Origin of the sequence: Flavobacterium movens, assembly GCF_039581425.1 — a bacterium.
Lineage (GTDB): Bacteria > Bacteroidota > Bacteroidia > Flavobacteriales > Flavobacteriaceae > Flavobacterium > Flavobacterium luteolum.
The window spans coordinates 24,495-38,298 of the sequence record NZ_JBCPXY010000009.1 but is presented as its reverse complement, the minus strand read 5'-3'; the positions used below and the strand labels follow the sequence as shown (position 1 = coordinate 38,298).

General features: G+C 33.0%; 15 protein-coding genes. 10 read left to right on the top strand and 5 right to left on the bottom strand.

The genetic code is table 11. The features are described from left to right. Nucleotides 1–141 precede the first annotated feature (141 nt). Both AAYQ05_RS16240 and AAYQ05_RS16235 read left to right on the top strand, forming a co-directional pair. The gene (locus AAYQ05_RS16240) at nt 142–1,506 is read left to right on the top strand and encodes an NAD-dependent succinate-semialdehyde dehydrogenase (RefSeq protein ID WP_343544443.1); all 1,365 of its coding nucleotides are present in this window, start codon (nt 142–144) and stop codon (nt 1,504–1,506) included. A gap of 216 nt (nt 1,507–1,722) precedes the next feature. Next, the gene (locus AAYQ05_RS16235) at nt 1,723–2,421 is read left to right on the top strand and encodes a DUF1826 domain-containing protein (RefSeq protein WP_343544442.1); all 699 of its coding nucleotides are present in this window, start codon (nt 1,723–1,725) and stop codon (nt 2,419–2,421) included. A 65-nt stretch (nt 2,422–2,486) separates the two neighbouring features. Here AAYQ05_RS16235 and AAYQ05_RS16230 read toward each other — a convergent pair whose 3' ends face one another. Together AAYQ05_RS16230 and AAYQ05_RS16225 are read right to left on the bottom strand one after the other, a co-directional pair. After that, nucleotides 2,487–2,765, bottom strand: a complete 279-nt coding sequence (locus AAYQ05_RS16230; RefSeq protein WP_343544441.1) for a type II toxin-antitoxin system RelE/ParE family toxin — start codon at nt 2,763–2,765, stop codon at nt 2,487–2,489. After that, nucleotides 2,758–3,003, bottom strand: coding sequence for a ribbon-helix-helix domain-containing protein (locus tag AAYQ05_RS16225; RefSeq protein ID WP_343544440.1), 246 nt, complete (start codon nt 3,001–3,003; stop codon nt 2,758–2,760). The genes AAYQ05_RS16230 and AAYQ05_RS16225 overlap by 8 nt, the downstream gene beginning before the upstream one ends. A gap of 170 nt (nt 3,004–3,173) precedes the next feature. On the opposite strand from AAYQ05_RS16225, the gene AAYQ05_RS16220 reads away from it, so the two are divergent. Beyond that, the gene (locus AAYQ05_RS16220) at nt 3,174–3,809 is read left to right on the top strand and encodes an MEDS domain-containing protein (protein WP_343544439.1); all 636 of its coding nucleotides are present in this window, start codon (nt 3,174–3,176) and stop codon (nt 3,807–3,809) included. A 327-nt stretch (nt 3,810–4,136) separates the two neighbouring features. Next, nucleotides 4,137–5,159 (top strand): META domain-containing protein, encoded by a 1,023-nt coding sequence (locus AAYQ05_RS16215; protein ID WP_343544438.1) that lies wholly within the window; start codon nt 4,137–4,139, stop codon nt 5,157–5,159. Nucleotides 5,160–5,308: 149 nt separating this feature from the next. Here AAYQ05_RS16215 and AAYQ05_RS16210 read toward each other — a convergent pair whose 3' ends face one another. Further along, on the bottom strand, nt 5,309–5,650 hold the full coding sequence (locus AAYQ05_RS16210; RefSeq protein ID WP_343544437.1) for a hypothetical protein: 342 nt from the start codon (nt 5,648–5,650) through the stop codon (nt 5,309–5,311). A 16-nt stretch (nt 5,651–5,666) separates the two neighbouring features. Between AAYQ05_RS16210 and AAYQ05_RS16205 the strand changes: the two genes are divergently transcribed. Next, nucleotides 5,667–5,894 carry an SH3 domain-containing protein gene (locus AAYQ05_RS16205; RefSeq protein ID WP_343544436.1) on the top strand — a complete coding sequence of 76 codons (228 nt, stop codon included), beginning with the start codon at nt 5,667–5,669 and terminating at the stop codon, nt 5,892–5,894. Between the two features lie 69 nt (nt 5,895–5,963). Further along, entirely contained in the window at nt 5,964–7,001 is a 1,038-nt protein-coding gene (locus AAYQ05_RS16200) for a hypothetical protein (protein ID WP_343544435.1), read from the top strand. Nucleotides 7,002–7,086: 85 nt separating this feature from the next. Here the strand turns inward: AAYQ05_RS16200 and AAYQ05_RS16195 are convergent, their stop codons facing one another. Next, nucleotides 7,087–7,491: a helix-turn-helix domain-containing protein gene (locus tag AAYQ05_RS16195; protein WP_343544434.1), complete on the bottom strand. Its 405-nt coding sequence runs from the start codon at nt 7,489–7,491 to the stop codon at nt 7,087–7,089. A 182-nt stretch (nt 7,492–7,673) separates the two neighbouring features. Here AAYQ05_RS16195 and AAYQ05_RS16190 point away from each other — a divergent pair, with 182 nt between their 5' ends. The 3 genes from AAYQ05_RS16190 to AAYQ05_RS16180 all read left to right on the top strand — a co-directional run bounded on the left by AAYQ05_RS16190 (nt 7,674) and on the right by AAYQ05_RS16180 (nt 10,609). Beyond that, nucleotides 7,674–8,234, top strand: coding sequence for a hypothetical protein (locus AAYQ05_RS16190; protein ID WP_343544433.1), 561 nt, complete (start codon nt 7,674–7,676; stop codon nt 8,232–8,234). Between the two features lie 308 nt (nt 8,235–8,542). After that, nucleotides 8,543–9,202 carry an outer membrane beta-barrel protein gene (locus AAYQ05_RS16185; protein WP_343544432.1) on the top strand — a complete coding sequence of 220 codons (660 nt, stop codon included), beginning with the start codon at nt 8,543–8,545 and terminating at the stop codon, nt 9,200–9,202. Nucleotides 9,203–9,574: 372 nt separating this feature from the next. Then, nucleotides 9,575–10,609 (top strand): sulfite exporter TauE/SafE family protein, encoded by a 1,035-nt coding sequence (locus AAYQ05_RS16180; RefSeq protein WP_343544431.1) that lies wholly within the window; start codon nt 9,575–9,577, stop codon nt 10,607–10,609. A gap of 21 nt (nt 10,610–10,630) precedes the next feature. Here AAYQ05_RS16180 and AAYQ05_RS16175 read toward each other — a convergent pair whose 3' ends face one another. Next, complete coding sequence (locus AAYQ05_RS16175) at nt 10,631–10,981, bottom strand: helix-turn-helix transcriptional regulator (protein WP_343544430.1); 351 nt, start codon at nt 10,979–10,981, stop codon at nt 10,631–10,633. 175 nt (nt 10,982–11,156) lie between these two features. Here AAYQ05_RS16175 and AAYQ05_RS16170 point away from each other — a divergent pair, with 175 nt between their 5' ends. Beyond that, the gene (locus tag AAYQ05_RS16170; protein WP_343544429.1) at nt 11,157–13,613 is read left to right on the top strand and encodes a TonB-dependent receptor; all 2,457 of its coding nucleotides are present in this window, start codon (nt 11,157–11,159) and stop codon (nt 13,611–13,613) included. Nucleotides 13,614–13,804 lie beyond the last annotated feature (191 nt).

The following is a 13,804-nucleotide window of genomic DNA, read 5'->3' as shown; positions in this document are numbered from 1 at the left end:
CTAGTCATGATAAAACAGTTTAGTTTATTCTGGTTACTTGCAATATGTTTTTCTGGTTTAGAAAAATAACCCTATTTGATAAAACTAAAATAAATTGTACCTTTTACATAGCTTTAAATTAAATAGATTAAAATATAAATTATGATAAAGTCTATAAATCCTTATAACCAGGAAACGGTATATGAATGTGCTGAATTAGAGAGTCAAGATATTAAAAATGCAATTGATACGGCAGATCTGCAATATAAATTATGGAAAGAAGTTCCGTTTTCAGAACGTTCCATATTGATGAAAAATGCTGGTCAGGAACTGAGAAAAAATGTTCGTGAATATGCGCAGATTATAACTCTGGAAATGGGAAAACCAATTACTCAGTCAATAGCAGAAATAGAAAAATGCGCTGCTTTGTGTGATTTTTATGCGACGCATGCTTCTGAAATGCTTGCAGATAAAATAATTGAAACAGAAGCGCATAAGAGTTACGTGAGCTACGAACCAATTGGAATTGTTTTGGCTATTATGCCTTGGAATTATCCGTTCTGGCAAGTTATGCGTTTTGCTGTGCCTGCGCTTATGGCCGGAAATGTCGGAATATTGAAACATGCCAGCAATGTAATGAAGTGCGCTATGAGTATTGAAAAAGTATTCGAAAAAGCTGGTTTTCCTAAAGGTTGTTTTACTAATCTCCCAATTGGCAGCAAAAAGGTAGAAGAAATCATTAGAAATCCAAAAGTGAAGGCGGTTACACTTACCGGAAGCGAATCAGCGGGCAGGGCTGTAGCGGCCGTTGCGGGAAGCGAAATTAAAAAAACAGTGCTAGAACTGGGAGGAAGCAATGCATTGCTTGTTTTTGCAGACTGTAATCTAGAACAGACAGTAAAAACTTGTGTACAGGCACGTTTTCAGAATGCGGGGCAGAGCTGTATTGCTGGAAAGCGTTTATTGGTAGAATCATCTATTGCCGAAGAATTTACAAAAGCCTTTCTTGAAGGTGTTAGAGGTCTTCGTCACGGAGATCCTTTAAGTGAAGAAACCACAATAGGAACTATGGCTCGTGTTGATCTTGCCGAAGAACTCGAAAAACAGCTTGACCAGACACTAGAAAAAGGCGCGGTAGTTTTGCTGGGAGGCAAAAGAAATAAAGCTTATTTTGAACCTACTGTTATAGACAATGTTACTGCAGATATGTCTATTTTTAAAGAAGAAATTTTTGGTCCCGTAATCGGAATTACGACTTTTAAAAATGAAGAAGAAGCTGTCGAACTTTCAAATAGCAGTCCGTTTGGACTTGGGGTTACAATTTTTACGGAAGACTTTGAAAAAGCCGTCCGATTAGTGCCAAAATTTGATGAAGGAGCAGTATTTGTAAACGAACTCGTAAAGAGCGACCAAAGATTGCCTTTTGGAGGAACTAAAAATTCAGGATACGGACGTGAACTTTCGCAAGATGGTATTCAGGAGTTTGTAAACAAGAAAACGGTTTACATTAATAAATATAAAAATTAAAAGCCACGCTAGGTGCAATTATTTTTAACACATAGAAACATAGTTTTTTTGAAGATTAAAAAAAGGCGTTTCACTAATTTTAATGCACATATAGTTTATCTATGTGTTGAAACTTGTTTCTTTTGCTCTCTTTTTTAGACACAATAATCTATATTTCTATGTGTTAAAATATATTTTTTAAAGGGTTAGAATAATTAATTTCTTTGCATAATAACTATGAATAATACATTTTCTGCTAGCAACCAAATTAAGCTGGTATCTACTTTCTCTGAACTTGTACATACCAATTTTAAAGGAGAAATGAATGCGCTTTGCTGGCACAGAAATTTGGATGGCGATTTTAGCGAGATTGTTGCCAAGTTGTCTTTAAGCGAAAATATAACCGAAGTTTCTCCCAAAGATTTAATTGCGCTTCAACTTTCAGAAAAGGGAAATGTAGCACGAGAAATAATCTTAAACGATTTACAATTATTAGCCGATTTCGGAGCTTCGCCATCTCTCAATTTACTGAAATGTTATGAACGTGATGATGAATTTGATTTCATATCTACAGATGTTTATTCGTTTCACGTAGATCGTTCGCCTATTGCGACAGATACTTTTTTATGCACCTATCACGGAGCAGCAAGCGATATTGTTTCTAATACGCAGGCAGAACAAAAAATCTTAATTCCAGAAATTCGTGCGAAGCTAAAAGAGCTTCATGATGGAGCAGAGAATGAGTTCGAAGATTTTTTAAAGGAAAATTATTTTGATTTACATTATCAGTTGCACGAAGATGCAGAACCTATTAATCTAGGCTTAGGACATCTTTGGCGTCTGGCTGTAGATCATCCAAAACAAGAAGTATTGCCCTGTGTTCATAGAGCACCAGTAGAAAATGATGGAGAATATAGATTATTGCTGATTTGTTAAATGGGGAGTCCTCGCGAGGTAAATTTCTATGATAAAAAAAGGCATTTTAGACAAACTGATTTGCTTTAAAAGTCTTGTCTTCCAATAATGGTAATAATCTCTACGCGTTTATCTCCGTTAATTTGATAATAAATAGTATCAACTCCGCTTACACAATAACGATATCCTATTTTAATGTGATCAGCTGATGGAAATAAAAAAGGATTTTCCTCTATTTTTTCAAAACAATCATAAAACATATTAAAATAGTGGTCGGCTTGATTAATGCCAAACTTACTAACACCATAATAATAAATTCTTTTTAAATCTTCTTTGGCTTCGCTACTTAAATAATAGCTATACATTAGGCAGATCTTTTTTAAATTCGGCTAACATTTCCTGTCTAGTTTGTTTTTCTGCAAAGCCACTTTTTTCTCCCTTATCTATTTTAGCTCTTACAAACTCATAGTATTCTTCTTTTGTGCGAGCTTGCTTAATCAAATAGTTTATAGCTTCACTTTTACTGCTAAACTCTTCTGTGTCAACCTGATTTTTTAACCACTCATCATTAGGAGCAGTTAATGATATACTTTGTCGTGTCATAATAATTTAAAATTGTATTGGTGTAAATTTACACCAAAGTTTCGAAATAAAAACATAATTTAAATGAATTCGTTTTTATTTTGGGATAAATGAGACAGTATCAGCAGAATTTTCTATTGAAAATTTCAGCATCAAGTGTTTGCAAAACACTAAATGCGTATATTTGATACATGAACACACAAACTCCTTTTTCGGTATGCGGAGAATTATTGTCAGCTCCAATGCACATTTGCGGTTTTTTCGATTCGAGAGAACAGCAATATGAAGTAATCATTCCTTATATTTTGGAGGGTTTGGAGGCCAATGACAAAGTAATCAACATTCTTGAAGGAAACCGTCATGGTGAACATTGCCGTTGTCTAGCTGATAATGGAATCTCTATCGCTGAAAAACTGTCTAGCGGTCAATTGGAAGTGATGGCTTCTGAAAATTCTTATATCAAAGATGGCGAGTTCGCTGCAGATAAAATGTACAAAATGCTCGAACAAACTTTACTGTCGGCTTCAAGAGCGGGTTATGATAGTGTCAGAGCTTGCGGAGATATGGTTTGGGCGCTCAAGAACCTGCCAGGAACCGATGAACTTTTAGAATATGAAGCCAGACTGAATCTGCTGACTCCACAACATTCAGTTTCATTAATTTGCATGTACGATATAAGTAGTTTCAGCTCAAATACGCTTACAGATATATTACTTACACATCCTTATGTAATCAAAGACGGAAAGATCAGCAAAAACCCGCATTATGTAGAACCTTTAGAATTGCTTTCTAGTCTTTCTTCTCGATCTAGTGCGCTTAAATCCTAAATCATATTTTCTTTTTCCGTTAGGCTAATTTATCGGTCAGTTAAAAATTATGTCAAATATCTCGATGATGGCAGTTTTAAGTCTAAATAAGGTTTAAATCCTACAAAAATATTCTTAAATATAACAGAATGGAGAGTTTTTGTTATATTTATGCAAACAAGCTGATTATGAGTATGTAGTAGTTTAATTGTTAAAGAAAAAACGAAATTCAGGGCTGATAAAAAAAAGTTAAAAACATTCTTTATTTTAAAGTGGCACAATTCGTGCCTGCAAAAAAATCATAAATAATCAGAACGCTTAATCGGTGTTCTAAAAAAATTAAAATAAATGAAAAGATTTAAATGTATGTATGTTTTTGTTGTAGTGTTATTATCAACATTTACATATGGTCAGGAAAGTTTAAAAATGTTTGTAAAAGAAAGTAAAGTGCCATGTACGGGTGTTGGCCCAATGGAATGTCTACAGGTAAAGTATGACAACGACAAAGAATGGCAGCTTTTTTATAATCATATTGAAGGTTTTAATTTTGAAAAAGGAAACCGATATGAAATACTGGTTACGAAAACTAAAAGACCAGAACCTATTCCGGCTGATGCTTCTGCATACGAATATAAATTGAAAAGCATAATTTCTAAAACTCCTGTAACTAAGGAAAAAGGAATTTATAATACCAAAATGATTTTAACCCAATTAAACGGAAAAAAGATAAACAGCGGAAAAGCATTTATCATCATTAACGATGAAACGGGCACAATAAGCGGTAAAAACGGATGTAATAATTTCAACGTAAAATACACGAAGCTTTCTTCAAAAAATCAAATTAAGACCAATTCTCCAATGGGAACTTTAATGGCTTGTGATAGTGAAAGCATGAAATTGGAACAAGATTTTAGCGCTGCGATCACCAATAAAAAGTTTAAAATTGTAAAGAAAAACAATAAAGTACAGTTTAAAAATACTAAGAACAAAGTGGTTATGGAATTTTCTATTCCAACTCAAAATGAACTGTGGAGTTTTATTGCAAAAAACAATTGGAAACTAATCGCACTAGAAAATGTTGGACAAGATTACGGAAAAGCTTCTATTAAGTTTAACCCAACAGAAAAGAAAGTGAGCGGAAATTCAGGTTGCAACAACTTCTCTGGAACTTATGAAACCAACGGTGATACTATTTCTTTCGATAAAGTAGCGTCTACAAGAATGGCGTGTATTGATGAAGAAGTAAATAAAACAGAGCAAAAAATGTTGTCTTATTTAAACAATAAAGATTTACGCTTTGATGTAGCAGAGCAAACGCTTAATTTTTATCTAAACGATAGATTGGTCATGATGTTTGGCATTACAAAATAAATTCAGTTTTTATAAGTCATCTTTAAATGGATGATATTTATAAAGAATGATTAGAAAACCAGTGAAGTTGATTCACTGGTTTTTTTATGGGTAAATCTCTAATTACGGAAAACCGTATATTTTTTTGAAAAGCTTTCTTTAGGTTTGTCTTAAATAAAACGGTTTATTATGATTAAAATAATATTTGCTTTTGCACTTTTCTTTTTTACAACATTAACCTCGAGTGCACAGAACAATAAGCTGATGGCAAGCTGTTGCGATGCAAAACCTAAAGAAGAAGGCAGATGTACTGGCAGTGCGTACTGCAGTGCCTGTTCGAATTGCAGTAGGTGTGCACATTGTTCCAATGGTGGGAGTTGCGGTGTATGTTCTTCATATTCGCGGCCTGTCAGATATACGGCATCACCTAAAGCTACAAAGAGCAGGAATGTAAATTCGTCAGCAAAATCTGCAGCAGTTTCTTTTACTTCCGAGACGTCTGTTAAATCCAAAACAAAGAAGGAATCTGTGATAAAAAAAGGTGTAATTGCCTATAGTCCTGAAGATATGCTGGCTGTAAATGTTGAAACCCTTAAATTGCGCAAAGGGCCTGGAAATGAATATGAAGTAATAGAAAACCTTAAAAGATATGATATCTTAATGGTTATTGCTATTGATGGGGAATGGCTGCAGGTGAAGGTGATTCAATCGGGTAATTTTGGATATGTGAATGCGAAATATGTATATAAGATATAGAGGAAATATTTAGCCAAATCCCAAAATGTATTTAATTTAACGTAATAAACATTAAAAAGAATAATTAAAATGAGTAGAAAAGGAAGAGAATTTGAGATTGAGTATGAAAAATATTATAGAATACTTGATCCTTCAATCTATAAAGTTGAATCTCCTAGTTTTTTAATAGACAAAATTACAGGAAGTAAAAGAGAGGTTGATATATTAATTAGCTTTAAGGATGAAGAAAATATTGAAAGAAAGATTTCCATTGAATGTAGAGATCGACCGACTACGGTGCAAGATGTCACTTGGATTGAGCAACTTGCAACAAAAAAAAATGATTTAGGAATAGATATTACAATAGCGTCAACAACAAATTCATTTACTAAACCTGCGATTTTGAAAGCGCAAGCTTATGGAATTGTTGTTCAGGAATCTACTAAAATAGATGAAAACTTTATAAAAAAGTTAACTCAAGTTCATTATTATACTGTTTCATTTTTAAAAGTAAAGGCCATTGATTTGGTTTTTTTTGATGATTCAAGTTTAATGATACAAAAAAATGATATAAAACTCAGTACCACCCAAGAGGAAAAAGACTCTATTGAAGAATATATTAATGAGTCATTTATGTGGTCTAACGTTATAAATACAAATTACCAAAAAATATATAGTTTCACTGACACAGGTATTGGTTGTTTCACGAATAGGCATAAAATTGACATTGCTACAAATCATAAAACTGAAAAAAGCATATTTAAATCCAAGACTATAACGAAAATTAATCTTGAATTGGAGATAAATGCTGTTAATATTAGCATACCTTTACTTGGAGGTTTAATAATTAATGACCCTATTTCAAGTTCTTTACATGGGTATAGAAAAGAATTTAAAAATTTAGATTTTGAGATTGAAGAAGTTAATTCAAGTGATCAAAATTTATTCAAACTAAAAATAGATTATAAAAGTGTAATTAATGAAAATTTAAAACTAGTTTCCATTTTATCTCCCCAAAATATAGAAAATCTTATGTTGAAAGCAGGAACAGAGATACAAATGATTATGGATAATTTTAATGGGGATTATTTCTTTGGAAAAGTGATTTTTAAAGAAATCTGGAAATAAACAATTACATATGATATTGAATTATTTTCAATAAAAAAGAGACCCAAAAAAGTCTCTTTCTAAAATTATATATTTCTATAAACAATTACTTCCCAATCAATTTCTCAAGCCTCACCATCATTTCATCTTTCTCTTTCAACATTCTTTCATACAAAGCAATTTTTTCTTCGTGAAGTCTTAGCACTTGCTCTACAGGATTAAAAATAGGATTATCATTTTTCTGATATCCAATACCATTGTCACCAAAAGTATTTGCAATAACATTTACCGCTTGTTCTTCATCAAAATTCTGAAAAGCTTCAACAGGAATTTTCAATACCGCTGAAATTTGTTTCAGTAGGTTTTCTTCAATTACATCTTTTTGCTCGAGCATAGAAATTTTCTTTTGGTTCCAGTCTTCGCCCAGATCATAAGCCAAAGCTTCCTGCTTTATGTTAAGCATTTCTCTAAAACGTTTTACGTTTCTTCCCTGATGTATTTTCTGTTCCATAATGAGTATCAATTTTCTAAAGGTTCAAGATAAATCTGTCTAGATTAAAAATCCTAAGTTTCAAAGATAGAAAAATATACGGTAAAATCGAATCTATTTTTGTAAGATAATATATCTGTTTTTAGAATAGATTATCCTTTAGAAAGAACAGAATTTCGCTTTAGAATTTTAAACTATAAGCCATGAAAAAGAATAAAACAACCTTCGAAACTAGCTTTTGGACAGGATATACGGCAGAAAATCCGTTTAAGGCAATCGATGCTTTTTTTACTTTTGCAGACCTCGATTATTACAAACAGAGTTTAAGCGAAGCGGTATTATACTGTTATAAAACAAAAGTCTGCAAAGAAGACAATCCTTCAGATGTTTTTGTTTTGTATACGGTTATCAAATCTTTCCTCAAAATTTGCTGCTGTCTGAAAGAGAAAAGCAAGAAATGGAAAGTTGCAGCTTCTTTGCGATCTGAAACGGTTTTTCATCTTTCATCCCTCACAAAAGAAGAGTACGAGAATCCCTTTATAGTATTTCAAAAAGCATTCGAAGAAAGAACGCCAGAAGAATTTGAATCCTTTCTATATCAAATTCTAGAACTTTCATTGTCTCCGCATGTCGCAGATTCTGACCCTGATTTAACGACACCTTATATTTATGTCATAAAAATGCTCGATGCGGCAGAATTAATAAGAGAAAGGGGAGTCGAGAAAATCAAGAAAACAAAACAGATTGGCTCTTTGGCAGAATAAAATATCTTTTATCTAACTCTAAGATAAAAGAAGCTAAATAAATGTCTTCCGTTTTTCTGTTCTGCAAACTATAAAAAGCTGTTAACAGCACTTTTATTTCTAAATAACACACATAATTTTCCAGAAATTTCATAAAATATGGTTTCATTTTATAATATGAAACATAATTGAGCTGGCATTTTAGCAGAGAATCGTTTTTGTAAGATAACTTTGGGTATAAATAAGCCATTGATGCAGACTCTAGTTTCAATTAAGCTAACTGGCTTGAAAATAGTAACTCCCATTATTACAAACTAAAATTTTAAATTATGAAAAAGTATCATTTATTAGGTTTCTTTTTTTTCCTTTCACTGGCAATGTCAGCGCAAAGCAGTCAGTCATTTTTGCTTAATCTGTACGGAGGATATACTTTTTCCGACAGAGTAGATTTTGATTCTTCTTACGCCAAGGTAGAAGATGGTTTTGAGTACGGAATAGGTTTGGAATATTTTATAATGGATAATGCTTCGATCGAGTTAAAGTATAACAGGCTAGATACACACATGCCTTTGTATACGAAAGTTGGAATAACGAATGGTGCCAACACTATTCCGCCTGGAACTCAGCTTAATGCTGGAGACGATAAAGGTGCAATCAACTACATATTGGCAGATTACACGTATTATTTTGGCTCAAGCTCTCAAAAAGCGCTTCCATTTCTTGGTGCTGGTTTAGGAGTTTCAATTCTTGAAACGCCAAGAAGCGGCAACGGAACGTATTTTGCTTGGGAGATTAAAGCTGGTGTGAAAGTAAAAACAGATTCGCCATTGTCTATTAATCTTCATGCTTATTTGCAGTCTATGTCGGCAGCTGTTGGATATGATTATTATTGGGACTACTATTGGGGACCAGTGGCAGTTACTGATTATGCATCAACATTTCAGTTCGGACTTGGTGCTTCGTTAAGCTATGATTTTAGCAAAAAATAATCTAGAAATTAATCTCTTATAGAAGTCTTAGAAGTTTCGAAGGTTCTTTAAATTACATTAATTATTTATCGTTATAAATGAAGACAGATATTTTGGTATCTGTCTTTTTTTTGATTTTAGAATTGTACATTTTTAGTGTGTGGTTCTAGATTCGCGAACTGATATATTAAAATTTGAAAAAGCATTTTGATTATTTGCACTGCCATATTGCCAGACTTTTTGGAAACATTTGATAGTGCTTTTATTAACTTATTTTATGATGCTTGTAACTAGAAAATTAGAGCCAAAACCTTATTCAGGTTTTATTCAACATTCGTTTATAACTTGCCTTACTTTTTTCAAGTTAGATAAACAAAGTTTAATAAACATAAAATGGTTACAAGTTTAATAATAATATTTATCTGCAGTTTTTTGGCATTTGCTATAAGTGCAATCTGTGGAGGCGGAGCAGGGCTTATGCTCATTCCAATTCTTGGTGCGCTATTGCCAATGAATCAGGTTCCTGCAGCTCTTTCAATAGGAACGTTTACAAGTTCTGCTTCGAGAATTATTCTTTTTAAGAAAAATATCTGCTGGCATATTGTCAAATATTTTGTTCCCGCAGCAATACCCGCAGTTTGGTTAGGAGCGTGGTTGCTTAAATTTTTAAATCCATTATATTTAGAAATCGCAATGGGACTTTTCCTGATAAGCAATCTTCCGTTTATTTTTAAAAAGCCTGCGGAAATAAATGCAGGAGAAAAGACAGCAAATTGGCTTTTATGCCTTATCGGATTCTCAGCAGGATTTCTTTCAGGTCTTACCGGAGTTGTTGGACTTCTTTTTAATAAATTTTATCTGCGCTATGGATTATCAAAAGAGGAGATAGTTGCTACGAGAGCGGCCAACGAAATTATTCTTCATTTAATTAAAATAGTTCTGTACACACTTTTTGGATTGATATCAATGAAAGTCATTTCGATAGGAGTTGTAGTTGCCGTTGCAGCTATACTTTCATCTTTGTCTATGAAGTGGGTTTTGCCAAAATTAAGCGAGTTTGTTTTCAAAAAAATCGGCTATTATGCAATGGTACTTTCTGGATTTGTAATTCTAGGAAAAACAACATCAACTTTGGCAATGGAAAAAGGAGGGAACTTTACCGCAACTTCCATGTCAAAAGGAATTGAAGCAAAGTTAAAATGGCAAAATGCACGTTTTGCAATGGAATTTACTTATGACGAAGGTTTTGAGTTTGAACAAATAATTCCGATGAAGGATTTGACTGCTGAACAGCAATCATTGGTAAAAAGCATAAGCAACAATGCAGATAAAATAATTATTGAAGCTGTATATGCAATAAATAAAACATCTTATGAAGCTTATTATTTTAAAAACAATAAACTGATTCATAAGATTGATTTTAAGTGAATTAAAAATCGTTGTCAGATTTTACTTCGAATCTTTTTTATTTTTTCTAGCTTTTAATCTTCTGATTTCTGCTTTCAATTCTTTGTTTTCTTTTTTAAGGCTTTCAATCTGTTCAAGGAGATCAGGAGGAATAATCGTATTTGTTTTTTTCAGATTTCCAGAGAGCATGCTGTTTCGGGAACTGTTTTCGTATATTTCATATTTGTCAACGCCTAAAACTTCAGCTATTTTGTCCCATTCTGCAGCAGTAATGCTAGTAAGTCCTCTTTCTTTGCGGCTGTAAGTAGGCTGAGTCATGTTGACTTTTACGGCCATCAAATCCTGATTTATTTCCCGTTTCAGGCGCATTTCGATAAGTTTTACTTTTTTCAAGGCTATTTAATTTTCAGAAGAATTATTGTTTGAAGTGTTTCCAAATATGAAAGCCAATTTTGAATTAATTCTGAATTTTTCGCTTTTTAATACATTTTAGAAAATAAAAGAGCAATGAAAATCTTCAAGATATATTCAGATTTGAGTTTTTATTTTGCTGAAATAAATTTTCTCTATGCGCTATTTTATCTTATGTCTGCTTTATATTCTGCCTTTTGCGGCGGTTGCACAATCTTCTAATGCGAAAGCAAAAATCACTGGAAAGGTGATCGATTCTGAAACAAAAGTTCCTATAGAAATGGCTATTGTAAGTGTGTTTCGCACTGGAGAAAGCAAACCTTTTAATGGCCAGACAACCGACCAGAACGGAATGTTTTCAATAGATAATCTTCAAACGGGCGAATATCGCATTACCATCGATTTTATCAGTTATAAAGAAATCGTGTACAATGCTGTAAAAGTAAATACTTCGGGAAATTCAATTAATCTAGGAAATATTCAATTGGTTCCTTCATCAAATCAATTAGATGAAGTAAAAATTGTTTCAAAAACGCAGACCGTTCAAAACAAAATTGATAAAATGGTTTATAACGCTGCTAATGACCTTAATAGTCAGGGTGGTGTTGCTACTGATGTTCTAAAGAATGTTCCAATGATAAGTGTTGATATTGACGGAAATGTGGAGTTGCAAGGAAATCCAAACATCCGTTTTTTAATAAACGGGAAACCTTCGAGCATATTTGGAGCCAGCGTTTCAGATGCACTGCAATCTATACCAGCAAGTCAGATCAAAAGTATTGAAGTTATTACCAGTCCAGGCGCTAAATATGATGCAGCTGGAACTGGAGGTATTATAAATATTGTTTTAAAAGAAAGTAAAGTTCAAGGAATTAACAGCAGTATAAACTTATCGGCAGGAACAAGATTAGAGAATGGTTCTTTTAATCTAAATGCACGAAAAGGAAATTTTGGCGTAGGTGTATATTTTAGCGGAAATAAGCAATTGACAACGAAAACAAAAAGCTCAAGCGACCGTATTTCTTACAATGCAACTAGAGACAGTATAAACAGATTGTATCAAAATGGCACAAGTCCTTTTACCAGAAGCGGTTATCAAACGGGGATAAATGCAAATTGGAGCATAACACCAAAAGACGAATTAACGGCTACTTTGGGATATAATCATTTTGAGAATAATTCATCTGGAATCACATTGCAAGACCAAACTTCTTCTTTGGCTGACGGTACTGTTTTGTCTGAAATTATGAGCGAAAGAAATTCTGTAAGTAATTTTAAAAATAATGCAATCGATTGGAGTTTAGGATATAAAAAGACTTTTGATAGAGAAGATCAAGAATTGAATTTTCTGGTAACGTCAAGTTATGGCAAAAGCACAAATGATGCGTCGCAGGAAACCGATTATAGAGACAATGTAAACCCGACTTCAGGACTTAGAAGTTATAATCCAGGAAACGATCATCAAGTAGAACTTTCTCTAGATTTTGTTAGACCAATTTCTAAGGGATTTGTCTTTGAAATGGGATCAAAAGTATCTTTAGAAAACATCAACAGTAATGTCATTACAGATACTCTTGCATTAGATGGTTCTTATATAAATAATCAGGGGCAAACTTATGGATTTCAGTACAAACGAAATATTTATGCAGCGTATGCATCTACATCTTTTTCATTGTTTAAAAACTTTTTAGAAGGAAGAGCGGGTCTTCGATATGAACGCACCAATACAACTGCCGATTTCGTTGGAGTAAGTATTCCTGATTACAATACTTTTGCTCCATCTTTTACTGTTCAGCATAAATTCAACGAAAATGAGTCTGTCAAATTTTCTTATAGCTATCGAATAGAACGTCCTGATTACGAAGAATTAAATCCGTTTTTTAATATCAGCGATCCGCATAACATTAGTACAGGAAATCCATTTTTGAAGCCAGAAATTGGGAATCGTTTTGAACTAGGCTACAGTAAAAATTTTACTAATAATGCCAATATTTATTTCTCTGGTTATTACCGACGAAATACCGATGATATCCAGAGCTTTTCTACCTATCATTCTGTGCTGAATGTCAACGGAACAGATTATACAGATGTAACGCTAACACAGCGTTACAATATTGGAACTCAAACCGATATTGGAGCAAGCTTATTTGGATCTATTAAAATTGATGAAAAGCTAAATATAAGATCTACAATTGAATTTGGAGACCGTACAACAACCAATCCTTCTTTGCCTACTGTGAGCGGCTTTAATTACAGAGCAAATTTGAATTTGAGCTATCAGTTTGCACCTTCTTTTACCGGAGAGATTTTTGGAAATTACCGCTCTTCTCAGAAAAATATTCAAGGAAATCGACCAGCTTCATTCTTTTATAATCTGGCTCTAAGAAAGCAGTTTCTGCAAAAATCTGCAAGTATCGGATTAACAATGGCGAATCCTTTTAATAAATATATGAGCCAAAGATCGACTAAATATGGTGCGAGTTTTAATCAGGTGAATATAAAAGAAATTCCTGTTCAGTCTTTTGGAATTTCGTTTAGCTATAAATTCGGAAAATTAGAATTTAAGAAAGGAGAAGGCGATAATCACAATGAACCTCAACAGCCAACCATTTAATTTATTGTATTGCTTAATGCAATATTAAGAATCGCAGGAGATTAATTCAGAATTAATTCAGAATTAATTCAGGATTACTAAAGAGTTTTGCATTGAAATTAAATGGTTTATTATGAGTTGTTTATTGCTGCAGCTAATTCGGATTTATTTGGGTTATGTGCTGTTTAAAGTTGCGATAGTTTTTAGAAATA